This window comes from Pseudescherichia vulneris, from assembly GCF_902164725.1.
Classification (GTDB): domain Bacteria; phylum Pseudomonadota; class Gammaproteobacteria; order Enterobacterales; family Enterobacteriaceae; genus Pseudescherichia; species Pseudescherichia vulneris.
Genome location: NZ_LR607338.1, coordinates 251,778 through 273,437, shown reverse-complemented (window position 1 = coordinate 273,437; position 21,660 = coordinate 251,778). Strand labels below are relative to the sequence as shown.

General features: G+C 57.7%; 21 protein-coding genes and 1 pseudogene. 14 read left to right on the top strand and 8 right to left on the bottom strand.

The annotated features are described in order from the left end of the window. The first annotated feature begins 15 nt into the window (after positions 1-15). Complete coding sequence (locus tag FN633_RS01110; RefSeq protein ID WP_154056449.1) at positions 16-1,026, top strand: SIS domain-containing protein; 1,011 nt, start codon at positions 16-18, stop codon at positions 1,024-1,026. 48 nt (positions 1,027-1,074) lie between these two features. Here FN633_RS01110 and rimO read toward each other — a convergent pair whose 3' ends face one another. Then, the gene (gene rimO / locus FN633_RS01105; protein ID WP_154056448.1) at positions 1,075-2,394 is read right to left on the bottom strand and encodes a 30S ribosomal protein S12 methylthiotransferase RimO; all 1,320 of its coding nucleotides are present in this window, start codon (positions 2,392-2,394) and stop codon (positions 1,075-1,077) included. 211 nt (positions 2,395-2,605) lie between these two features. On the opposite strand from rimO, the gene FN633_RS01100 reads away from it, so the two are divergent. Together FN633_RS01100 and FN633_RS01095 are read left to right on the top strand one after the other, a co-directional pair. Further along, entirely contained in the window at positions 2,606-2,992 is a 387-nt protein-coding gene (locus FN633_RS01100; RefSeq protein WP_154056447.1) for a biofilm formation regulator BssR, read from the top strand. Positions 2,993-3,100: 108 nt separating this feature from the next. Beyond that, on the top strand, positions 3,101-4,222 hold the full coding sequence (locus FN633_RS01095; RefSeq protein WP_154056446.1) for a PQQ-dependent sugar dehydrogenase: 1,122 nt from the start codon (positions 3,101-3,103) through the stop codon (positions 4,220-4,222). A gap of 8 nt (positions 4,223-4,230) precedes the next feature. On the opposite strand, the gene FN633_RS01090 is transcribed toward FN633_RS01095, so the two are convergent. Beyond that, positions 4,231-4,857 carry a glutathione S-transferase family protein gene (locus FN633_RS01090; RefSeq protein ID WP_154056445.1) on the bottom strand — a complete coding sequence of 209 codons (627 nt, stop codon included), beginning with the start codon at positions 4,855-4,857 and terminating at the stop codon, positions 4,231-4,233. A 260-nt stretch (positions 4,858-5,117) separates the two neighbouring features. Here FN633_RS01090 and dacC point away from each other — a divergent pair, with 260 nt between their 5' ends. Then, positions 5,118-6,326 (top strand): serine-type D-Ala-D-Ala carboxypeptidase, encoded by a 1,209-nt coding sequence (gene dacC, locus FN633_RS01085; RefSeq protein WP_154056444.1) that lies wholly within the window; start codon positions 5,118-5,120, stop codon positions 6,324-6,326. Between the two features lie 17 nt (positions 6,327-6,343). On the opposite strand, the gene deoR is transcribed toward dacC, so the two are convergent. Then, a complete protein-coding gene (gene deoR / locus FN633_RS01080) occupies positions 6,344-7,102 on the bottom strand; it encodes a DNA-binding transcriptional repressor DeoR (RefSeq protein WP_154056443.1) in 759 nt (252 codons plus the stop codon). 92 nt (positions 7,103-7,194) lie between these two features. Continuing rightward, a pseudogene (ybjG, locus tag FN633_RS01075) lies at positions 7,195-7,797 on the bottom strand (undecaprenyl-diphosphate phosphatase); the annotation flags it as partial. A 173-nt stretch (positions 7,798-7,970) separates the two neighbouring features. Here ybjG and FN633_RS01070 point away from each other — a divergent pair. Continuing rightward, positions 7,971-9,203: an MFS transporter gene (locus FN633_RS01070; RefSeq protein WP_154056441.1), complete on the top strand. Its 1,233-nt coding sequence runs from the start codon at positions 7,971-7,973 to the stop codon at positions 9,201-9,203. On the opposite strand, the gene FN633_RS01065 is transcribed toward FN633_RS01070, so the two are convergent. The 3 genes from FN633_RS01065 to FN633_RS01055 all read right to left on the bottom strand — a co-directional run bounded on the left by FN633_RS01065 (position 9,166) and on the right by FN633_RS01055 (position 12,697). Further along, positions 9,166-10,386 (bottom strand): MFS transporter, encoded by a 1,221-nt coding sequence (locus tag FN633_RS01065; RefSeq protein WP_154056440.1) that lies wholly within the window; start codon positions 10,384-10,386, stop codon positions 9,166-9,168. The two genes, FN633_RS01070 and FN633_RS01065, sit on opposite strands and share 38 nt — an antisense overlap. 126 nt (positions 10,387-10,512) lie before the next feature. After that, positions 10,513-10,725, bottom strand: coding sequence for a hypothetical protein (locus FN633_RS01060; RefSeq protein ID WP_154056439.1), 213 nt, complete (start codon positions 10,723-10,725; stop codon positions 10,513-10,515). 286 nt (positions 10,726-11,011) lie between these two features. Continuing rightward, on the bottom strand, positions 11,012-12,697 hold the full coding sequence (locus FN633_RS01055) for an aspartate:alanine antiporter (protein ID WP_103819697.1): 1,686 nt from the start codon (positions 12,695-12,697) through the stop codon (positions 11,012-11,014). Between the two features lie 283 nt (positions 12,698-12,980). Here FN633_RS01055 and FN633_RS01050 point away from each other — a divergent pair, with 283 nt between their 5' ends. Next, a complete protein-coding gene (locus FN633_RS01050) occupies positions 12,981-13,352 on the top strand; it encodes an inner membrane protein YbjM (protein WP_042395378.1) in 372 nt (123 codons plus the stop codon). A gap of 15 nt (positions 13,353-13,367) precedes the next feature. Here the strand turns inward: FN633_RS01050 and FN633_RS01045 are convergent, their stop codons facing one another. Further along, positions 13,368-13,637 carry a GrxA family glutaredoxin gene (locus FN633_RS01045; protein ID WP_042395364.1) on the bottom strand — a complete coding sequence of 90 codons (270 nt, stop codon included), beginning with the start codon at positions 13,635-13,637 and terminating at the stop codon, positions 13,368-13,370. Between the two features lie 209 nt (positions 13,638-13,846). Between FN633_RS01045 and rimK the strand changes: the two genes are divergently transcribed. From rimK to rlmC, 8 genes are all read left to right on the top strand, one after another. Beyond that, a complete protein-coding gene (rimK, locus tag FN633_RS01040; RefSeq protein WP_042395361.1) occupies positions 13,847-14,749 on the top strand; it encodes a 30S ribosomal protein S6--L-glutamate ligase in 903 nt (300 codons plus the stop codon). A gap of 87 nt (positions 14,750-14,836) precedes the next feature. Continuing rightward, on the top strand, positions 14,837-15,316 hold the full coding sequence (locus FN633_RS01035) for a YbjN domain-containing protein (protein WP_103819692.1): 480 nt from the start codon (positions 14,837-14,839) through the stop codon (positions 15,314-15,316). Positions 15,317-15,665: 349 nt separating this feature from the next. Further along, complete coding sequence (potF, locus tag FN633_RS01030) at positions 15,666-16,775, top strand: spermidine/putrescine ABC transporter substrate-binding protein PotF (protein ID WP_154056438.1); 1,110 nt, start codon at positions 15,666-15,668, stop codon at positions 16,773-16,775. Positions 16,776-16,864: 89 nt separating this feature from the next. Further along, entirely contained in the window at positions 16,865-17,998 is a 1,134-nt protein-coding gene (gene potG / locus FN633_RS01025; RefSeq protein ID WP_042395352.1) for a putrescine ABC transporter ATP-binding subunit PotG, read from the top strand. A gap of 9 nt (positions 17,999-18,007) precedes the next feature. Beyond that, positions 18,008-18,961 (top strand): putrescine ABC transporter permease PotH, encoded by a 954-nt coding sequence (gene potH / locus FN633_RS01020; protein WP_042395349.1) that lies wholly within the window; start codon positions 18,008-18,010, stop codon positions 18,959-18,961. Continuing rightward, on the top strand, positions 18,958-19,803 hold the full coding sequence (potI, locus tag FN633_RS01015; protein ID WP_154056437.1) for a putrescine ABC transporter permease PotI: 846 nt from the start codon (positions 18,958-18,960) through the stop codon (positions 19,801-19,803). Before potH ends, potI begins: the two co-directional genes overlap by 4 nt. 78 nt (positions 19,804-19,881) lie before the next feature. Then, entirely contained in the window at positions 19,882-20,355 is a 474-nt protein-coding gene (locus tag FN633_RS01010; RefSeq protein WP_154056436.1) for a YbjO family protein, read from the top strand. Positions 20,356-20,397: 42 nt separating this feature from the next. Further along, on the top strand, positions 20,398-21,528 hold the full coding sequence (gene rlmC, locus FN633_RS01005; protein WP_154056435.1) for a 23S rRNA (uracil(747)-C(5))-methyltransferase RlmC: 1,131 nt from the start codon (positions 20,398-20,400) through the stop codon (positions 21,526-21,528). Positions 21,529-21,660 lie beyond the last annotated feature (132 nt).

Below are 21,660 nucleotides of genomic sequence, written 5' to 3'. Positions count from 1 at the left end.
ATCAGGAGAGAAAATATGTTGGGTTTTAACCAGGACGAGTACCTGACGAGTGCTCGTGAGATCGTTGCTGCGCGTAAACAAGCTGAGCAGGCCGCTGATGAGATATTTCAGCAGGAGTATGATGCGCTATTTTTTGCCTCGGTCGGGGGCTCACTTGCTCCGATGATGGCTATTAACGCCTTTGCTAAAGAGATGACCACGCTGCCGGTTTACCTTGAGCAGGCCGCGGAATTAATTCATACCGGGCATAAGAAATTAACTAAGCAGTCGGTGGTGGTCACCCTCTCTAAATCCGGTGATACCAAAGAGTCCGTAGAGCTTGCCGAGTGGTGTAAGGCGCAGGGGATCCGCGTCGTTGCCATTACCAAAAACAGCGACTCTCCGCTGGCCAGCGCGGCAGGGTGGCATATTCCAATGCGTCACAAAAACGGCGTGGAATATGAGTATATGCTGCTCTACTGGTTCTTCTTCCGCCTGGTTAACCGTAACGGTGAGTTTGCCGACTATGATCGTTTTGCCGGCCAGCTGGAGTTATTACCGGAGAACCTGTTACAGGCGAAAATAAAGTTCGATCCGCAGGCGGATGACATCGCCCGTAAATACCACACCAGCGACTATATGATGTGGATTGGCGGCGCGGAGATGTGGGGCGAGGTCTATCTCTTCTCAATGTGTATTCTGGAAGAGATGCAGTGGAAGCGAACCAAATCCGTCACCTCCGCCGAATTTTTCCACGGCACGCTGGAGCTGCTGGAGAAAGAGGTTCCGCTGTTTCTGGTGAAGGGGGAGGGGAAATGTCGGGCGCTGGATGAGCGGGTAGAACGTTTTGCAGCGAAGATCACTGACCATCTGGTGGTTATCGATCCGCGTGACTATGTTCTTGATGGGATTGATGATGCGTTTCGCGGGATCCTGGCCCCCTGCGTAGCGTCAACGCTGCTGGTGGATCGGCTGGCTGCCCATTTTGAACACTACACCGGCCACAGTCTGGATATTCGCCGCTACTATCGGCAGTTTGAGTATTAATCGCACGAACGCCCGGCGGCAAAGGCATGCCGGGCGTTTTGTTACGTCTTAAACCCGGCTACCCCACAGGTCGTATTCGTCGGCGTTTTCGACCTTCACGCGGACCACGTCGCCCGGCTTGACGTTGGTTTCGCCGTTAAGGTAGACCGCGCCGTCGATCTCTGGTGCATCGGCCATGCTGCGGCCAATCGCGCCCTCTTCATCGACTTCATCAATAATCACCAGGATCTCACGGCCCACTTTCTCCTGCAGACGCTCGGCAGAGATCTGCTGCTGCAGCTGCATAAAGCGGTTCCAGCGCTCTTCTTTTATCTCTTCCGGCACCTGGTCCGGCAATTCGTTAGCGGTCGCGCCTTCAACCGGGCTGTATTTGAAGCAGCCCACGCGGTCCAGACGCGCTTCAACGAGGAAGTCGAGCAGCATCTGGAAATCTTCCTCGGTTTCACCCGGGAAGCCGACGATAAAGGTCGAGCGCAGGGTAAGTTCAGGGCAGACTTCACGCCACTGCTTAATGCGGGCCAGCTGGCGATCCACCGAGCCTGGGCGCTTCATCAGCTTGAGGATGCGCGGGCTGGCGTGCTGCATCGGGATATCCAGATACGGCAGGATCTTACCTTCGGCCATCAGCGGGATGACGTCGTCAACGTGCGGGTAGGGGTAGACGTAGTGCAGACGCACCCAGACGCCGAGCTTTGACAGCTCTTCGCACAGGCTGACCATGCTGGTTTTCACCGGTGAGCCGTTGTAGAAGCCGGTGCGGTGCTTAACGTCAACGCCGTAGGCGGAGGTGTCCTGCGAGATCACCAGCAGCTCTTTCACGCCCGCATCAACCAGACGCTTGGCCTCGGCCAGCACGTCGCCAATCGGACGGCTATCGAGATCGCCACGCATGGACGGAATAATGCAGAAGGTGCAGCGGTGGTTGCAGCCTTCGGAAATTTTCAGGTAGGCGTAGTGGCGCGGGGTCAGCTTGACGCCCTGTTCCGGGACCAGGCTCAGGAACGGATTGTGCTTGGGTTTTGGCACGTAGTGATGCACGTGCTCCAGAACCTGCTCATAGCTGTGCGGACCGGTGATCTCCAGCACCTTGGGGTGCACTTCGCGGATCTGATCCACTTTTGCCCCCAGGCAGCCGGTGACGATCACCTTGCCGTTCTCATTCAGGGCTTCGCCAATTGCCTCCAGCGACTCCTGCACGGCGCTATCGATAAAGCCGCAGGTGTTGACGATCACCATATCGGCATCGTCGTAACGCGGCACCACATCATAACCCTCGGTGCGCAGCTCGGTAAGAATGCGTTCGGAATCCACCAGGTTTTTCGGGCAGCCCAGGGAGACAAAGCCAATACGCGGTTGTTGTATGCTCATACGCTCACAAAGTAAACAGAAGAAAAAACCGGGCGATTTTACACGGGTTTGCGGCGACTCTCTACTGCTAACTCAATTGCTTAGATCTTGTGTAGGTTGTCGCACTGTAAAAATTGTTAAAGTCTGGATAAATATTGACCCAGCGCATAATTTTGCACAAAAAATGATCTTATGCTTAAGCTGTGATTAGGCCGACAAGGGAGGATCTAGCATGACCGTTGACAGACAGAAACGAAGCCTGCTGAGAAAACTTGCAAACGCCAGCATCGATCTTGCGGCGTACGTCCAGCTCAGAAAGGCGAAGGGTTACATGTCAGTCAGCGAAAGCAACTATCTGCGTGACAGCTTTTTTGAATTATCAACACAAATACGCGGCCTGGAGCGGCATGCTTATGTCGTGCCGGATGCCAGAGAACGTGAAGCGCTATGCCGGGCAGAGGGAGCACTCTCCGCTGCGGGTATCTGCTTAATGAGTGGGCACCACGATAGCCCGAACTACATTGCTGTAAACGTAGAGACGCTTGACCGCTGTCTCAAAACCCTCAACGTATGTATTCAGAACCTTAGCGAGCAAGCACCGCTGGTTATGGAATCCTGAATCCCCGGGGGAGGCGACTCCCCCTTCTGCTTAAGCTTTTGTAAAACCAGGCACGCGCAACGCTCCGCTGGCTACGCTTTATGCCAGAGACCCTTAAAGGAGTGCCCTATGCGCCGTAACGTTCCGATCCTTATCCCTGCGCTGTTTCTCTCCGCCTCGGTTCTTGCCGCGCCTGCGCCGGTCAAGGTCGACGTGCTGCAAACTAAACTCGACCGTCCCTGGTCGCTGGCCTTTCTGCCCGACGATAAAGGCATGCTGATCACCCTGCGCGGCGGTCAGCTGCGCCACTGGCAGGCAGGAAGCGGGCTATCCGATCCCCTCTCCGGCGTACCGAAAGTATGGGCCAACGGCCAGGGCGGCCTGTTTGACGTGGTGCTGGCCCCGGATTTTGCCCAGTCGCGTCGGGTGTGGCTGAGCTACGCCGAAGCGGGCAATGATGGCAAGGCCGGAACGGCGGTAGGCTACGGGCGATTGAGCGACGATCTCTCCCGGCTGGTGGCGTTTAAGGTGGTCTTCCGCCAGACGCCTAAGCTCTCTACCGGCAACCACTTCGGCGGACGATTGGTGTTTGACGGCAAGGGCTACCTCTATATAGCTCTCGGTGAAAATAATCAGCGTCCTACCGCCCAGGATCTCGATAAGCTCCAGGGGAAAGTGGTGCGTCTGACCGATGAAGGCGCGGTGCCAAACGATAATCCTTTCGTCAGTAATGCCAACGCGCGTAAGGAGATCTGGTCCTACGGCATCCGTAACCCGCAGGGGATGGCGATGAATCCGTGGACCGACGCGCTATGGCTGAACGAGCACGGCCCGCGCGGCGGCGACGAGATTAACATCCCGCAGAAAGGTAAAAACTACGGCTGGCCGCTGGCGACGTGGGGCATCAACTACAGTGGAATGAAGATCCCCGAGGCGAAGGGGGAGATTGTGGCCGGAACCGAGCAGCCTGTTTTCTACTGGAAAGCGTCTCCGGCGGTCAGCGGCATGGCGTTTTATAACGCATCGACCTTCCCGCAGTGGCAGCACAAGCTTTTCATCGGTGCGCTAAAAGACAAGGACGTGATTGTGATGAGCGTAAACGGAGATAAGGTCACCGAGGACGGACGCATTCTGGGGGATCGCAACCAGCGCATCCGTGACGTGCGGGTTGGCCCCGACGGCTACCTCTATGTGCTCACCGACGAGTCCGACGGCGAGCTGTTAAAGGTGAGTCCGGCTGGGGCACAATAAAGAGAAGATCAGGTCACCGGGATCATCACAACTTTGCGGAAGGCCGGGCGCTCGCTGAGGGCGTCATACCAGCGCTGGATATGCGGACGTGGCGTCCAGGTCAGGCCCACGTTCCACAAGTTATAGACGAAAGGCGCAACGGCGATATCCCCGAGGCCAAACTCCTTGCCGGAGAGCCAGCTTGAAGTCGCCAGCGCGTTATCCAGAATCTCAAACAGCGGCTCGCAGGCGGCAATGCCCGCCTCAATCACTGCCGGATCGCGTTTTTCCACCGGGGTGCGCACCAGGTTCGTTAAAAGCACCCGGTGAGCCGGGGAGAGCGTACCGTTGGCCCAGTCCATCCACTTCTCGGCCTGCGCGCGGGCAGCGGGCGGCTCAATCCACAGTCGGCCCTGACCATACTGCGCCGCCAGGAAGCGCACGATGGTATTCGACTCCCACAGCACGCTATCGGTCTCATCGTCGCGGAACAGCGGCACTAGCCCATTGGGATTCAGCGCCAGATACTCTGGGCTGTGGTTCAGGCCGTGCTCCAGCCCCGCCAGAATTTGTGTATACGGCAGCTCCAGCTCTTCCAGTGCCCATAAGACTTTTTTAACGTTAGTCGAGTTGTTCCTGCCCCACAGCGTGATCATACAAACTCCTTCTTCTCGTCAGCAACCGGGCGCTGTTATCAGCACCTTATGGCTGACATAGTGGGATAAAGTGAACATTCAGGCAACGGATAACAAAAAAATTCCACTCGCAGCAGCATGGGAATGTGATTTTGCGTAAACTTTAAAAAACTTTACCAGCTGGCGGTTTTCTTCACGGCTTTTGTACGTTACTACTCACCGTTTAGCGCGTAGCGGTGAGCTAACGCGGTTTTTTTAGAATGGATACTCGGGTGGCCTTTATGACGCATTTTTCTCTGTCCCTCCGCGGCCTGGCTACGGCCTCGGCGCTTGTGGTTCTTTTTTCTCCCTCTCTGTTTGCCGCCGAGCAGGTCGCGGCCCCGGCAGCACCTGCGGTTGATGCCCGGGCGTGGATCCTGATGGATTACGCCAGCGGCAAAGTGCTGGCGGAAGGTAACGCCGATGAGAAGCTGGATCCGGCCAGCCTGACCAAGCTGATGACCAGCTACGTCACCGGCCAGGCGCTGAAGGCGGGAAAAATTCACCTCAATGATATGGTCACCGTGGGGAAAGACGCATGGGCGACCGGCAACCCGGCCCTGCGCGGCTCGTCGCTGATGTTCCTCAAGCCTGGGGACCAGGTGTCGGTAGCGGATCTCAATAAAGGGGTCATTATCCAGTCGGGGAACGATGCCAGCATCGCCATTGCCGACTACGTGGCGGGGAGCCAGGATGCCTTTGTCGGGCTGATGAACAACTATGCCCAGCGGCTGGGGCTGACCAGTACCACCTTTAAAACGGTGCACGGCCTCGACGCGCCGGGGCAATTCAGCACCGCCCGCGATATGGCCCTGCTGGGCAAGGCGCTGATCCACGACGTGCCGGAAGAGTACGCCATTCATAAAGAGAAAGAGTTTACCTTCAATAAGATCCGCCAGCCGAACCGTAACCGCCTGCTGTGGAGCACGAATCTCAACGTCGATGGGATGAAGACCGGCACCACCGAAGGGGCGGGCTACAACCTGGTGGCCTCCGCCACGCAGGGAGATATGCGGCTCATCTCGGTAGTGCTGGGCAGTAAAACCGATCGCATTCGCTTCAATGAATCAGAGAAGCTGCTCACCTGGGGCTTCCGCTTCTTTGAAACCGTGACCCCAATCAAGCCCGATGCCACCTTCGCCACCACCCGCGTCTGGTTTGGCGACAGCAGCGAGGCGAAGCTCGGCGCAGGCGAAGCGGGCTCGATCACTATTCCCAAAGGGCAGCTGAAGAACCTGAAGGCGACCTGGAAATTAAACGACCCGCAGCTCACCGCGCCGCTGAAAAAAGGCCAGGTGGTAGGGGCTATCGATTTCCAGCTTAACGGTAAATCTATTGAGCAGCGTCCGCTGATTGTTATGGAGCCGGTAGAGGAAGGCGGGTTCTTGAGCCGGATGTGGGATTTCGTGCTAATGAAACTCCACGGCTGGTTCGGCAGCTGGTTCTCGTAGGTCAGCCGCCGCATGCCTTAGTAGAGCAGGGCGATATCCTGCGTTTTTGCTAACGCAATGAGGCTATCGTCAGGACGGACGTCGCTGGCGATAGCATCAAACTGGCTCAGGTCGCCCATGCAGGCCGGGCGCACTTTGCCAAACTTGCTGTGATCGACCACCAGTACGTGATACTGCGCCCGGCTCATCGCCCAGTGCTTTACCGGCAGCTCTTCAAGATTAAAGCAGGTCGCGCCCATCTCCGGATGGACGCCCGCCGCGGAATAGAAGGCGAGATCGGGACAGAGATTGTTTAGCGTCTCTTTAAAGTTGAGCGGGTTGAAGATGCCGTTGCTGGCATGGAACTCCCCGCCGCAGAGAATAGTCCGGCAGAGCGGCTTTTCCTGCAGCGCGAGAAAGGTATTCAGGGCGTAGCAGACGGCGGTGAAGGGCAGTTCGTCGCTAATGGCGTCGATAATCCACGGCGTTGTGGTGCCGCAGTCGAAAAACACCATCTGGTGGGCCTGGACCAGGGTTGCCGCATGGCGGGCAGCGAGGCGCTTCTCATCCACCAGGCGCGTTTTCTGATCGCTCAGCAGATAGTGGCTGGCGGTGCGCGGCTCCAGCACCAGGTAGCCTCCCAGCAGCACCACCGGCGCGCTTTTGGCGTTCAGATCGCGACGAATAGTCATTTCAGAGACGCCAAGCAATGTCGCAGCCTCTTTCAGATGCAGCTTGTCGCTCCGCTTCAGGGCCTGCAGCAGCTGGCCGATCCTTTCGTCACGTTTCGTTTCCATAGATCCCCTGGCGCAATATCCTTGGCACATTAGTAAAACCCTGCCTGAGGCAGGGCGTCTAATATTACCTGCGCGGCCAGGTTAAGTGACCCACGCACCCAGCCTTTGCGGATAGGCAGAGCAAAACAGCGGCGGTAGACGAGGTGCAAGGCCCGTAGCACGCCCCTCCCACAAACCTGCCAGAGCATCTGCGCGGCCAGGCAGCCACTGAGGGCGATCAGCAATCCGCCCAGCATATCCAGCGGCCAGTGAATGCCCAGGTAGACACGTGACCAGGCGATGCTCAACGCGATGGCCAGCAACGCGCAGCCAGACCAGATCCGATGCCAGAACAGAAACGCCAGCGCGAAGGTAAATGCCACCGTGCCGTGATCGCTGGGGTAGGAGTAGTTCGCCGCATGATGTAAAAAATTATAGCCCACGTTCTGGGCAAAGGGCCTGTCGTGGGGGAAAAGATGACCTATCAACCAGGAGAGGCTCATGCTCACCGCCAGCGCCATTGCCGTTTTGATCACCAGCTGGCGCTGGGCGCTCACCCGATCGTGCGGACCCCAGAGCCACAGCGCCACCACCAGTAGCGGCAGCAGGGTAATTAAATCCTTAGCGATATATATCGCTAAGTCTATCAGCCAGGAGGGCGAGTCGGGGGTGGCGTTCAGCCAGTAAAAAAGCGTGTGGTTGAGATTTTCCAGCATGGGGTGTTGTCACTCCTGTTGACCATTACATAAGGCTTCCATTGTGCAGCGCCGACCTTAAACAAACCTTAAGCTAGTAAAGGGTATTAAACGTGCGCTGCCACAGAGAATTCACTACCGCCAGCGCGGCGTTTTCACTACACTCTGCGCGATCTTAAGGATAAAGAGACTACATGCAAAATCGTTCATCTTCTAGAGGCCGTTTAGGCCGCCAGGCACTGATGTTTCCCCTGTGTCTGGTGCTCTACGAGTTCTCCACCTATATCGGCAACGACATGATCCAGCCGGGGATGCTGGCCGTGGTTGCGCAGTACCATGCCGGCATCGAGTGGGTGCCAACCTCCATGACCGCCTATCTGGCCGGGGGCATGTTTTTACAGTGGCTGCTTGGGCCGCTGTCGGACCGCATTGGTCGCCGTCCGGTGATGCTCACCGGGGTGGTGTGGTTTATTGTCACCTGTCTGGCAACGCTGCTGGCGCAGAACATTGAGCAGTTCACCATCCTGCGCTTTTTGCAGGGGGTGAGCCTCTGCTTTATTGGCGCGGTGGGTTATGCCGCTATTCAGGAGTCGTTTGAGGAGGCGGTGTGCATCAAGATCACCGCCCTGATGGCGAACGTGGCGCTGATTGCTCCCCTGCTTGGCCCGCTGGTGGGGGCTGCCTGGGTAAACGTCGCGCCGTGGGAGGGGATGTTTATTCTCTTCGCGCTGCTGGCGGCCATCGCCTTCTTTGGCCTGCAGCGGGCGATGCCGGAGACCGCTACCCGTCTTGGGGAGAAGCTCTCCCTGAAGGAGCTAGGCCGGGATTATAAAGCAGTGTTGAAAAATGGCCGTTTCGTGGCCGGTGCGCTGGCGACGGGCTTTGTCAGCCTGCCGCTGCTGGCGTGGATCGCCCAGTCGCCGATTATTATTATCAGCGGTGAGGGGATGAGCAGCTATGAGTACGGCCTGCTGCAGGTGCCGATCTTCGGGGCGTTGATCGCGGGTAACCTGGTGCTGGCCCGGCTGACCTCGCGGCGCAGCGTGCGATCGCTGATCGTTATGGGCGGCTGGCCGATCGTTACCGGACTGCTGCTGGCGGCCGTGGCGACGATGGTTGAATCCCATGCTTACCTGTGGATGACCGCCGGACTGAGCCTCTACGCATTCGGTATCGGCCTCGCCAATGCCGGGCTGGTACGGCTGACGCTGTTTGCCAGCGACATCAGTAAAGGAACGGTATCCGCCGCCATGGGCATGTTACAGATGACGATATTTACCGTCGGCATCGAGCTGAGCAAGCACGCTTACCTGAGCGGTGGCGAAGGGCTGTTTAGCCTCTTCAACCTGCTCAACGGCCTGCTCTGGCTGGGACTGATGGTGATCTTCCTTAAGGACCGGTCGGTGGGGCGCTCTCTGAACGGCTAGCGGCGCTCTGGCCCGGTTTCGCTACCGCCCGGGCCACGATAACTGCAACCACCATCAGCCCCAGTACCACCATCATGGCACTACGCAGGCCGTAGTGCTCGCCCAGGAAGCCCAGCAGCGGCGGTCCCACCAGAAACGCCAGGTACCCGGTTGTCGCCACCACGCTCACGCGCGTTGCGGCGTCCGGTCCGGTGTCGCTGGCGGCGGAGATAGTCAGCGGGAAGCCAAGGGACGCGCCCAGGCCCCACAGTAGAACAGAGACGCCTGCCACCCACGCGCTATCGACGAAGATAATCAGCGCAATTCCCAGCCCGCCCATAATCGCACTGGCTCGCACCACCGTGACGCGGCTATAGCGATCGATAAACCAGCCGCCGGTAAAGCGTCCGACGGTCATGCCGAGAGTAAAGCCAGTGTAGATCAGCGATCCGGAGGTGGGGGTAAAGCCGTGGCCGTCCACCATTAGCAAGGGCAGCCAGTCGTTGGCGGAGCCTTCGGCAAAGGCCATCGCCAGCACCACCACACCAATTAGCAGCAGCTGGGTATCACGATAGAAGGGACGACCTTTCTGCTTTTTCTGCGTGTCGCCGGCGTCGTTGCGTCCGGTGCCGTCGGGGATCGCGGTAATGGCGATCAGGATGGGCACGATGGCTACCAAGGCCGCCAGCAGAACGTGCAGCGTAGCGGTCACGCCCCAGGCGGTGAGCGTCATGCCGATACCTGCGCCCACCAGCGTGCCGAGGCTGTAGAAACCGTGCATCATCGGCAGCACGGTTTTGTTCATCTTCTGCTCTACCACCGCGCCTTCGATATTAATCGCTACTTCGGCTGCCCCCAGGCTGGCTCCAAATAGCGCCAGACCAACGGCAAACAGCAGCGGTGAGGCGAACCACAGGGCGAGACTCAGCACCGTCATGCCCAAAACCGATACCGACATGCTGGCGCGGATGACGTTGCGGGTGCCGAAGCGCTTGACCAGCCACGCAGAGGAGAGAACGCCGCTCATCGAGCCCACGGAGAGGCCAAACAGCACCGCGCCCATCTCTGCGGTGGAAACCGACAGGATGTCACGAATGGCTGGCGTGCGCGTAGCCCAGGAGGCCATCAGCAGCCCAGGGATAAAGAAGAAGGTAAATAGAGCCCAGAGACGGTGGTTAAGTGCAGAGCGAGAAGAAGAGGTCATAGCGTCTTATCTATAGTTATGGTCTTGGCGTCGGTTAACAGTAGCAAGATTTGGCGAGGATTGCAGGAGGAAAGGTGGGGGGAGGTCAATCCGTAGGCCCGGCAAACGTAAGTGCCGCCGGGCGGTTTAGCGGGTTTTATCAAGCTTGTGTGCAATGAGCATAATGACAACATAAGCAGCAATCCCGCCAGCCAGCACTATTAAGGGATCCACTATTTGCATTATCCCTTCATTAGTAAAACCAGTATAAAAAATCCCGAAAATAGTCACCGTCAGGATAAGCGTGCCAAACACCTCTGACGTAAATTTGATAGCTAATTTTAATATTTTCGATAGCACGAAATTGATCCTTTGCTCTCCATAGTTTCATCTCCAGATAGATGTTGACTAACTTTTGCTCCGGGAGAAAACGCCGGGCGGCGCTGCGCTTGCACCGGCCTACAAAAAATATTTTACCCCCCAGAAAACAAAAAACCCATCAACCTTGAACCAAAGATGGCGGGGTTGATGGGCTCCACAAAATAGGGACATCAAAGAAAAGCAGTGGCACTAGTTATGACTGGCACTTCTATAAAAAGTTCGCGTGACGCCAGAAATTTTTTTGCGCAACCACCTATCTTCAGAGTTATCCGAGGCCGGGCCAGATGATGATGATCAGCGTCCCGGCCAGGGTCAGCAGCACGTTGGCGATGGCATAGGTGCCAGCATAGCCGAGCGCGGGGATGTTGCTCCGCGCGGTGTCGCTGATGATCTCCATTGCCGGGGCGCAGGTGCGGGCCCCCATCATCGCGCCGAAGAGCATGGCGCGGTTCATCCGCAGCACGTAGGCGCCGAACAGGAAGCAGATCACCACCGGCACCAGGCTTACCAGCAGCCCGGCAACCAGCATCTGTCCACCCACTGCGCCAAGGCCGTGGCCGATGCCGCTTCCGGCGCTCAGGCCAACGCCTGCCATAAATACCATCAGGCCAAACTCCTTCACCATGTTCAGCGCCCCCTGCGGGATGTAGCCAAAGGTCGGGTGGTTGGCACGCAGGAAGCCGAGCATGATCCCGGCGAACAGCAGACCTGCCGCGTTGCCGATGCCAAAGCTAAACGAACTGAACTGGAAGGTGATCATGCCGATCATCAGGCCGACGATAAAGAAGGCACAGAAGGCCAGCAGATCGGTGACCTGGCTGTGAATCGAGATAAAGCCGATGCGGTCGGCGATGGTTTTCACCCGTCGCGCGTCGCCGCTCACCTGCAACACGTCGCCTTTGTTGAGCACAATGCTGTCGTCAATCGGCATCTCGATCTGGCTGCGGATCACCCGGTTCAGGAAGCAGCCGTGATCGGTAAGTTTGAGCTGGGCGAGGCGGCGGCCCACTACGTTGTGGTTCTTGACCACGATCTCTTCAGTGACGATGCGCATGTCGAGCAGGTCGCGGTCAAAGACCTCTTTGCCGTTACGGAAGCTAGGGTCGAGGCGGGCATGGGCGTCAGGATAGCCCACCAGCGAGATCTCATCTCCCATCTGTAAGACCGCATCGCCGTCCGGGGTCGCCAGAATGCCGTTGCGGCGAATACGCTCGATGTAGCACCCGGTCTGACGGTAAATGCCCAGCTCGCGCAGGTTTTTACCGTCGGCCCACGCCACCAGCTCCGGCCCAACGCGGTAAGCGCGGATCACCGGAAGATACACTTTGCGGTTGGCGTCGTTGTCGAGACCGCGCTCGCGGGCGATCTGCTGGGCGCTGGTCTGTAGGTCCTGATGCTGTAGCTTCGGCATATAGCGCGCGCCGAAGATCAGGCTAACCAGCCCAATAAGGTAGGTCAGGGCGTAGCCGAGGCTGAGATGATCCAGCGCGGTGGTGAGCTGGCCGCTGGGCATGCCCAAATGGCGCAGGGTATCTCCCGCGCCCACCAACACCGGCGTAGAGGTCATTGAGCCAGCCAGCATCCCGGCGGTAAGGCCGATATCCCAGCCAAACAGCTTACCCAGCCCCAGCGCAATCAGCAGCGCGCTGCCGACCATCACCAGCGCCAGCATCAGGTAATTTTTGCCGTCACGAAAGAAAATCGAAAAAAAGTTGGGCCCGGCTTCTACGCCGACGCAAAAAATAAACAGCATAAAGCCCAGATTCAGGGCGTCGGTGTTAATGGCGAAATGCTGCTGGCCTAATAATAGCGAAACCACTAAAACGCCAATGGAATTACCAAGTTGTACCGAGCCTAGCCGTAATTTTCCCAGGCACAGGCCTAACGCCAGCACCACAAATAATAACAGTATGTAATTCCCATTTAACAAATCTGCGACGTTTATATTCACGGAGGCTAACTTCTTGTTTACTAGTAAGCTGTTGAAAGAAATGGTGATTTACGCTAATGTTTTACTTACGTCAGTGGACCTTTATGTCACGCTGCTGCAAACAAAACAATGACCGCAAAACAGATCAGGCCGTTAGTTTAATCGTATTAAGAAACAACGGCTAGTTAAGAATCGCGCATTCGCGTGGGTGCTTTTTTGGCAAGGATAGCCACACTGCTTTATCAAACCGGACGTTCCTTTGGGGCGAAGAAATGTTCGATAGAGGCGATGTCAGGAGGATTATTTGAAGTCTAAACGTGGTTGGGCGGGCGCGCTTTGCTGCTTCCTGCTTTTTATTGTGGTCTACCTGTCGCATATATTAAACGTGAGAGGGGCCTTTCAGCCTGCCAGCCATCCCGAGCTGGGGCTGCTCTTTTTTATCATTCCCGGTGCGGTGGCCAGCTTTGTCTCGACTAAACGTCGGGTAGTGCTGCCGGTGGTAGGCGCAATGCTGGGGGCAACGTTCTGCTTTGTACTGATGCTGCTCTTTCTGACGCCGATACGTTCAGTCTGGCAGGAGATGGCGTGGCTGTTCAGCGCGGTGTTCTGGTGCGCGCTGGGCGCGCTCTGCTATCTGTTCATTCGTAGCCTGTTGGGAAGACGGGGGCGCAGCTAGCGCCCCCAGGCGTGCTTACTGCTCGGCAAAGAGGCCCAGATGCGCTTTGGCATAGGCTTCAAAGTCGGTGCAGCCACCGATGTGCTTCTGATCGAGGAAGATCTGCGGCACGGTTTCAACCGGCTTGCCTACGGTCTTTTCCAGATCGGCTTTGGTGATCCCTTCCGCATGAATATCGACATAGCGATAGCTAAAGTCGTCACGCTCGGTGCTCAGTTTATCTGCAAGTTCTTTTGCGCGTACGCAGTAGGGACAGCCGGGGCGTCCAAAAATTACAGCGAACATACTCTCTCCTTAACGTTAAGCCAGACAGCGAATAGGGCTATCATGCCGATTACCTCAGGTAATAGAAAGAAGGTTTTACCTGTCGTTTCGATGCCATCAGGCTATGTTTCGCCAACGCAGGGCGACACGATAAATCCCGTTCATCCTGCGTCTCGCTGCGTGTATGATAGTGATGCGGCTGCGACACCGTTATTGTAGAGAGGTGCAGGGTGAAAATTGCCATATTGTCCCGGGATGGAACGCTCTATTCGTGTAAACGGCTGCGTGAAGCAGCGGTACAGCGGGGACACACCATCGAGATCCTCGATCCACTCTCCTGCTATATGAACATCAGTCCGGCGGCCTCGTCGATCCACTATCAGGGCCGCCAACTCCCTTACTTTGATGCCGTGATCCCACGCATTGGCTCCGCCATCACTTTCTACGGCACGGCGGCGCTGCGTCAGTTCGAAATGCTCGGCAGCTACCCCCTCAACGAGTCCGTGGCCATCACCCGTGCCAGAGACAAGCTGCGCTCGCTGCAGCTGCTGGCGCGCCAGGGGATCGATCTGCCGGTGACCGGCATTGCCCATTCGCCGGATGACACCAGCGATCTTATCGACATGGTCGGCGGCGCACCGCTGGTGGTCAAGCTGGTGGAAGGCACTCAGGGCATCGGTGTGGTGCTGGCGGAGACGCGCCAGGCGGCGGAGAGCGTGATCGACGCCTTTCGCGGTCTCAACGCCCACATCCTGGTGCAGGAGTATATTAAAGAGGCGAAGGGGTGCGACATTCGCTGCCTGGTGGTGGGGGATGAGGTGGTGGCGGCCATTGAGCGGCGGGCGAAAGAGGGGGATTTCCGCTCCAACCTGCACCGCGGCGGCGTGGCAACGGAGGCTAACATTACCCTGCGCGAGCGGGAGATCGCCCTGCTGGCGGCGCGCACGCTGGGGCTGGAGGTCGCCGGGGTCGATATTCTACGCGCCGATCGCGGGCCGCTGGTGATGGAAGTGAACGCCTCGCCGGGTCTGGAAGGCATTGAGAAGGCCACCGGGGTGGACATCGCCGGGCGAATGATCGCCTGGATCGAGCAGCAGGCCACCCCCGGCTTTTGTCTGAAAACGGGCGGCTAGGCGCTTTTCCGGCAGTATAAATGGTATACAGGGCGTTTTTTGCGTAAGCTATGCCCGCAAATTTTTTTACAGAGGTCACCCCCTATTATGGATTCACTCGTCGTACCCAGTCTGGACACCTTGCGTCATTGGCTTGACGAGCTGGGCATCAGTTTTTATGAGTGTGATACCTGCCAGGCGCTACACCTGCCGCATATGCAAAACTTTGACGGCATCTACGACGCCAAAATCGATCTGGTTGATGATATTGTTCTCTTCTCAGCGATGGCAGAGGTCAAGCCCACGGCGCTGTTGGCGCTGGCGGCCGATCTCTCTGCAATTAACGCCAGCTCGCTGACGATTAAAGCCTTCCTCGACATTCAGGATGATAATCTGCCGAAGCTGGTGGTGTGCCAGTCGCTGTTCGCCGCCCCTGGCGTGAATCTGAAGCAGTTTGCCTGGTTTATGCGTCACAGCGAGGAGCAGGTTTCCATGGTGATCCTCGAAGCCTGCGCGCAGCAGCTGCTGTTTAATGCAGAGGAAGACGAGGCCGCTGCCGGTGAAACGGTGCGCAATTTTCTTCACTAAACCCTAACGACATTAGCGCAGTCGCTGCCATAGCGGCTGCATTCTTCCCCGTTTTTATTCTGCATTTCCTGCCTTCCACCAGTTTTATTCACCGCCATGATGGCGCTATCGGACTATCGTATAGACAAATAGTGAATAAAAAATTGATAAAACCCGGTTTTTAACCTGACCTATAGCCTCTAACCCTGGCTACAGTTATTCTTGCGCTGCTTTAAAAAGCTTGCAGCGTCTGCCGGGTGGCGTCTCATACCCGAAGCTGTGCAGAGTGATAAAGTATGCACGATTCTTGCATATCTTTAATGCGTACATTTAGTTCGTCTATTCACGAACTTTCCAGAAGGAATGAGATATGACCACCCTGAATAAAAAATGGTTGTCTGGTCTGGTAGCAGGCGCGCTGATGGCGGTCTCCGCCGGCACGCTGGCAGCTGAGCAGAAGACGCTGCACGTCTATAACTGGTCTGACTATATTGCCCCGGACACGGTGGCAAACTTTGAAAAAGAGACCGGTATCAAAGTGGTTTATGACGTGTTTGACTCTAACGAGGTGCTCGAAGGCAAACTGATGGCGGGCAGCACCGGCTTCGATCTGGTTGTACCCTCCGCCAGCTTCCTGGAGCGCCAGCTGACCGCAGGCGTGTTCCAGCCGTTGGATAAGAGCAAGCTGCCGAACTGGAAAAACATGGATCCAGACGTGCTGAAGATGGTGGCCAAGCACGATCCTGAGAACAAGTACGCGATGCCGTACCTGTGGGCAACTACCGGCATTGGCTATAACGTCGACAAGGTGAAAGCGGTGCTGGGCGACGTGCCGGTGGATAGCTGGGATCTGGTGATGAAGCCGGAAAACCTTGAGAAGCTGAAGAGCTGCGGCGTCTCCTTCCTCGATGCCCCGGAAGAGATCTTTGCTACCGTGCTGAACTATCTGGGTAAAGATCCCAATAGCAGCAAAGCGGACGACTACACTGGTGCGGCCACCGATCTGCTGCTGAAGCTGCGACCAAATATCCGCTACTTCCACTCCTCACAGTACATTAACGATCTGGCCAACGGCGATATCTGCGTGGCGATCGGCTGGGCAGGGGATGTCTGGCAGGCGGCGAACCGCGCGAAAGAGGCGAAAAACGGCGTTAACGTCTCCTACATCATTCCAAAAGAGGGGGCGCTGGCCTTCTTTGACGTCTTCGCCATGCCGAAAGATGCCAAAAACAAAGAGGAAGCCTACCAGTTCCTCAACTACCTGATGCGTCCGGACGTTATCGCCCACATCAGTGATCACGTCTTCTATGCTAACGGCAACAAGGCCTCCGTGCCGCTGATCAGCGCTGAAGTTCGCGAAAACCCGGCGATTTTCCCACCGGCAGACGTCTTCGCCAAGCTCTTTACCTTGAAGGTGCAGGAGCCGAAAATCGATCGCGTAAGAACCCGCGCGTGGACCAAAGTGAAGAGCGGTAAATAAGACCGTATCCGGTGGTGTTCGCGCCACCGGATATCAGGCACCGTTTTAGTGCATTTGCACCAGTTTATCTGTATGCCGGAGAGCACCCCGTGAATGACGCAACCCCCCGCCCACAGGCGAAACCTCGTAAGGCGCTGACGCCGCTGCTGGAAATTCGTAACCTGACCAAATCGTTTGATGGTCAACATGCCGTGGATGACGTCAACCTGACTATCTACAAGGGTGAGATTTTTGCCCTGCTGGGCGCGTCCGGCTGCGGGAAATCAACCCTGCTGCGTATGCTAGCGGGCTTTGAGCAGCCTACCACCGGGCAGATTATGCTGGACGGCGTTGACCTGGCCCACGTGCCGCCCTACCTGCGCCCCATCAATATGATGTTCCAGTCCTACGCGCTCTTTCCGCACATGACCGTAGAGCAGAACATTGCCTTCGGCTTGAAGCAGGACAAACTGCCGAAGGCGGAGATTGCCAGCCGGGTCGCGGAGATGCTGGGCCTCGTGCACATGAGCGAGTTTGCCAAGCGTAAGCCGCACCAGCTCTCGGGCGGCCAGCGTCAGCGCGTGGCCCTGGCCCGCAGCCTGGCGAAGCGGCCAAAGCTGCTGCTGCTCGACGAGCCGATGGGCGCGCTGGATAAGAAGCTGCGCGACCGGATGCAGCTGGAGGTGGTCGATATTCTTGAGCGGGTAGGGGTGACCTGCGTGATGGTGACCCACGATCAGGAAGAGGCGATGACCATGGCCGGACGTATCGCCATTATGAACCGGGGCAAGTTTGTGCAGATCGGCGAGCCGGAGGAGATCTACGAGCATCCCACCACTCGCTACAGCGCGGAGTTTATCGGCTCGGTGAACGTCTTCGAAGGGCTGCTGAAGGATCGCCAGGAGGATGGTCTGGTGATTGACTCGCCGGGGCTGATGCATCCCCTGAAGGTCGATGCGGATGCGTCGGTGGTGGACAACGTGCCGGTCTACGTAGCCCTGCGCCCGGAGAAGATCATGCTCTGCGACGAGGCCCCGGCCGACGGCTTCAACTTTGCCGTGGGTGAAGTGGTGCATATTGCCTACCTCGGCGATCTCTCGATCTACCACGTCCGCCTCAAGAGCGGACAGATGATCAGCGCCCAGTTGCAAAACGAACATCGCTACCGCAAAGGCCTGCCGACGTGGGGCGACGAAGTTCGTCTCTGCTGGGATGCCGACAGCTGCGTTGTGCTAACGGTTTAAGGAGCGGCGATGAGCACATTAGAACCCCCGGCCCGCGTGGAAAAAACGTCCCGCTTTACCCTCTGGCTGGCGCGGATGCAGATGAAGCACGGGCGCAAGCTGGTGATCGCGCTGCCCTACATCTGGCTGTCGCTGCTGTTTTTACTGCCGTTTCTGATCGTCTTTAAAATCAGCCTGGCCGAGATGGCGCGGGCGATCCCGCCCTATACCGATCTGATGGAGTGGGCCGACGGCCAGCTCTCGATCACCCTTAACCTGGGGAACTTCCTCCAGCTTACGGACGATCCGCTCTACTTCGAGGCCTACCTGCAATCGTTACAGGTGGCAGGCATCTCGACGATCTGCTGCTTGCTGCTGGGCTACCCGCTGGCCTGGGCGGTAGCGCACAGCAAGCCGTCGACGCGCAATATTCTGCTGCTGTTGGTGATCCTGCCGTCGTGGACCTCGTTCTTGATCCGTGTCTACGCCTGGATGGGGATCCTGAAAAATAACGGCGTGTTGAATAACGTCCTGCTCTGGCTGGGGGTGATTGACCAGCCGCTGACTATTCTGCACACCAACCTTGCGGTCTATATCGGCATTGTCTACGCCTACCTGCCGTTTATGGTGCTGCCGATCTACACCGCCCTGACGCGCATCGACTACTCGCTGGTAGAAGCCTCGCTGGATCTCGGTGCCCGCCCGCTGAAGACCTTCTTTAGCGTGATCGTGCCTCTGACCAAGGGTGGGATTATCGCGGGCTCGATGCTGGTGTTTATCCCGGCGGTGGGTGAGTTCGTGATCCCGGAGCTGCTCGGTGGCCCGGATAGCATCATGATTGGCCGCGTGCTGTGGCAGGAGTTCTTTAACAACCGTGACTGGCCGGTGGCCTCGGCGGTCGCCATTATCATGCTGCTGCTGCTGATTGTGCCAATCATGTGGTTCCATAAACATCAGAGCAAAGCGACGGGAGACCACGCATGAACAATTTACCGGTAGTGCGTTCCCCGTGGCGGACCCTGATCCTGATCCTTGGGTTTACCTTTCTCTACGCGCCAATGCTGATGCTGGTGGTCTACTCCTTCAACAGCTCGAAGCTGGTGACGGTGTGGGCCGGATGGTCTACGCGCTGGTATCGCGAGCTGTTCCATGACGACGCGATGATGAGCGCGGTAGGGCTGAGCCTGACTATTGCCGCCTGCGCGGCAACGATGGCGGTGATCCTTGGGACCATCGCCGCCGTGGTAATGGTGCGCTTCGGACGCTTTCGCGGCGCAAACGGCTTTGCCTTTATGATCACCGCCCCGCTGGTTATGCCCGACGTGATCACCGGCCTGTCGCTGCTGCTGCTGTTTGTCGCCCTGGCTCACGCCATTGGCTGGCCTGCGGATCGCGGGATGCTCACCATCTGGCTGGCGCACGTGACCTTCTGTACCGCCTACGTGGCGGTGGTGATCTCCTCCCGTCTGCGCGAGCTGGATCGCTCCATTGAGGAGGCGGCGATGGATCTCGGTGCCACCCCGGTGAAGGTCTTCTTTATCATCACTCTACCGATGATCATGCCGGCGGTGATCTCTGGCTGGCTACTGGCCTTTACTCTGTCGCTGGACGATCTGGTGATCGCCAGCTTCGTTTCCGGGCCGGGGGCCACGACGCTGCCGATGCTGGTCTTCTCCAGCGTGCGCATGGGGGTGAACCCGGAGATCAACGCCCTGGCGTCGATTATCCTCGGCGTGGTGGGCATTGTTGGTTTTATCGCCTGGCTGTTGATGGCTCGTGCAGAAAAGCAGCGAACGCGCGATATCCAGCGTGCAAGGCAGGGCTGATCCCACTACTATTTGCTGAGGTCATGGGTCACTGATGCCGCGTCGATCGCGGCATCGTTTCGCAGGGAAGGCTACGCCGTGGGATTTTTCAATAAAACGCAGCAGGGTCATGCGCGTCTTAACGTGCCGACGCTGGTTCAGGTCGCGGCTATCGCTATTATTGCGATGCGCTGCCTCGACCTGCTGCTGCTATTTAACCTGCTGGGGCTGCGCGGGACGCTGGACTTTATCCACCGCAGCGCCCAGACCTGGAACCTGACGCTGATTTTCCTCGGCAGCCTTCTGTTGCTGTTCCTCGAATTTCTCTGCGCCTTCTCGGTCATCAAAGGCCGCAACTGGGCGCGCTGGCTCTATCTCCTGACCCAAGTAGTGGCCGCAGGCTACCTGTGGGCGGCCTCGCTGGGCTACGGCTACCCCGAGCTGTTCAGCATTGCCGGTGGCTCAAAGCGGGAAATTTTCCGCTCGCTGATGATGCAGAAGCTGCCGGATATGCTGGTGCTTGCCTTGCTGTTTATCCCATCCCCCTGCAGACGCTTTTTCCGCTTCCAGTAACGGTGGTACAATCCCCGCCCCGCAAAAAAGAAGGTTTCTATCATGCAGTGCGCCCTTTATGACGCCGGTCGCTGTCGCTCCTGTCAATGGATCGACCAGCCGGTCCCGCAACAGCTTGCCAGCAAGACGGCGAGCCTGCATGCGCTGCTGGACGGTCTGCCGGTCGCCGAGTGGTGCACGCCGGTCAGCGGCCCGGAGCAGGGGTTTCGTAACAAAGCCAAGATGGTGGTGAGTGGCAGCGTGGAGAAACCGCTGCTGGGGATGCTGCACCGCGACGGCTCGCCGGAGGATCTCACCGGCTGTCCGCTCTATCCGGCGTCGTTCTACCCGGTCTTTGCCGCCCTGAAGCCCTTTATTGCCCGATCAGGCCTGACGCCCTATAACGTGGCGCGCAAGCGCGGGGAGCTGAAGTACCTGCTGCTCACCGAGAGCCAGCTCGATGGTGGCCTGATGCTGCGCTTCGTGCTGCGTTCAGAGGCCAAGCTCGACCAGCTTCGCGCCGCGCTGCCTGCGCTGCAGGCCGAGCTGCCGCAGCTGAAGGTGATCTCGGTAAATATCCAGCCGGTGCATATGGCGATTATGGAGGGGGAGCAGGAGATCTGGCTTACCGACCAGCGGGCGCTGGCGGAGCGCTTTAACGGCGTGCCGCTGTGGATCCGCCCCCAGAGCTTCTTCCAGACTAACCCCAGCGTGGCGGCGAGCCTCTATGCCACCGCACGCGACTGGGTGCGGGCGCTGCCGGTCAAGCATATGTGGGATCTCTTCTGCGGCGTAGGCGGCTTTGGCCTGCACTGCGCAACGCCGGAGATGACGCTGACCGGAATTGAGATCGCCCCGGAGGCCATCGCCTGCGCGAAACAGTCTGCTGAAGAGCTGGGTCTGCATAACGTGCATTTTCAGGCCCTGGATTCTACCGCGTTTGCCACGGGGCAGGGAGCGGTACCGGATCTGGTGGTAGTTAACCCGCCGCGGCGCGGCATCGGCAAGCCGCTGTGCGACTACCTGAGTGCCATGGCTCCGCAGTGGATTATTTACTCCAGCTGCAATGCTGAAACGATGGCGAAAGATATTCACGCGCTGCCAGGATACCGTATTGAACGCGTGCAGCTATTCGATATGTTCCCGCATACGGCGCATTATGAAGTGTTAACGTTGTTGGTGCGAGAAGGGTAATAAAAAGGCCGAGTGGCGAGCGTCACCCGGCCTTTTATAAATTTAGGTCTCTCTGCTGCTTTTAATCACTTGGCCATAAAGTTCTCCAGCCTATTTTATTCATGGTAAATAGTGGCGATGTAAACCAGCATC

Bases quoted from the DNA above. Each gene is read 5' to 3' on its own strand.
- potI (WP_154056437.1), top strand. From the start codon at position 18,958: ATGAACAATTTACCGGTAGTGCGTTCCCCGTGGCGGACCCTGATCCTG.
- FN633_RS01090 (WP_154056445.1), bottom strand. From the start codon at position 4,857: ATGATCACGCTGTGGGGCAGGAACAACTCGACTAACGTTAAAAAAGTC.
- dacC (WP_154056444.1), top strand. From the start codon at position 5,118: ATGACGCATTTTTCTCTGTCCCTCCGCGGCCTGGCTACGGCCTCGGCG.
- potF (WP_154056438.1), top strand. From the start codon at position 15,666: ATGACCACCCTGAATAAAAAATGGTTGTCTGGTCTGGTAGCAGGCGCG.
- FN633_RS01045 (WP_042395364.1), bottom strand. From the start codon at position 13,637: ATGTTCGCTGTAATTTTTGGACGCCCCGGCTGTCCCTACTGCGTACGC.
- FN633_RS01100 (WP_154056447.1), top strand. From the start codon at position 2,606: ATGACCGTTGACAGACAGAAACGAAGCCTGCTGAGAAAACTTGCAAAC.
- rimO (WP_154056448.1), bottom strand. From the start codon at position 2,394: ATGAGCATACAACAACCGCGTATTGGCTTTGTCTCCCTGGGCTGCCCG.
- deoR (WP_154056443.1), bottom strand. From the start codon at position 7,102: ATGGAAACGAAACGTGACGAAAGGATCGGCCAGCTGCTGCAGGCCCTG.
- FN633_RS01070 (WP_154056441.1), top strand. From the start codon at position 7,971: ATGCAAAATCGTTCATCTTCTAGAGGCCGTTTAGGCCGCCAGGCACTG.
- FN633_RS01110 (WP_154056449.1), top strand. From the start codon at position 16: ATGTTGGGTTTTAACCAGGACGAGTACCTGACGAGTGCTCGTGAGATC.
- potH (WP_042395349.1), top strand. From the start codon at position 18,008: ATGAGCACATTAGAACCCCCGGCCCGCGTGGAAAAAACGTCCCGCTTT.
- FN633_RS01065 (WP_154056440.1), bottom strand. From the start codon at position 10,386: ATGACCTCTTCTTCTCGCTCTGCACTTAACCACCGTCTCTGGGCTCTA.
- rlmC (WP_154056435.1), top strand. From the start codon at position 20,398: ATGCAGTGCGCCCTTTATGACGCCGGTCGCTGTCGCTCCTGTCAATGG.
- FN633_RS01095 (WP_154056446.1), top strand. From the start codon at position 3,101: ATGCGCCGTAACGTTCCGATCCTTATCCCTGCGCTGTTTCTCTCCGCC.
- FN633_RS01035 (WP_103819692.1), top strand. From the start codon at position 14,837: ATGGATTCACTCGTCGTACCCAGTCTGGACACCTTGCGTCATTGGCTT.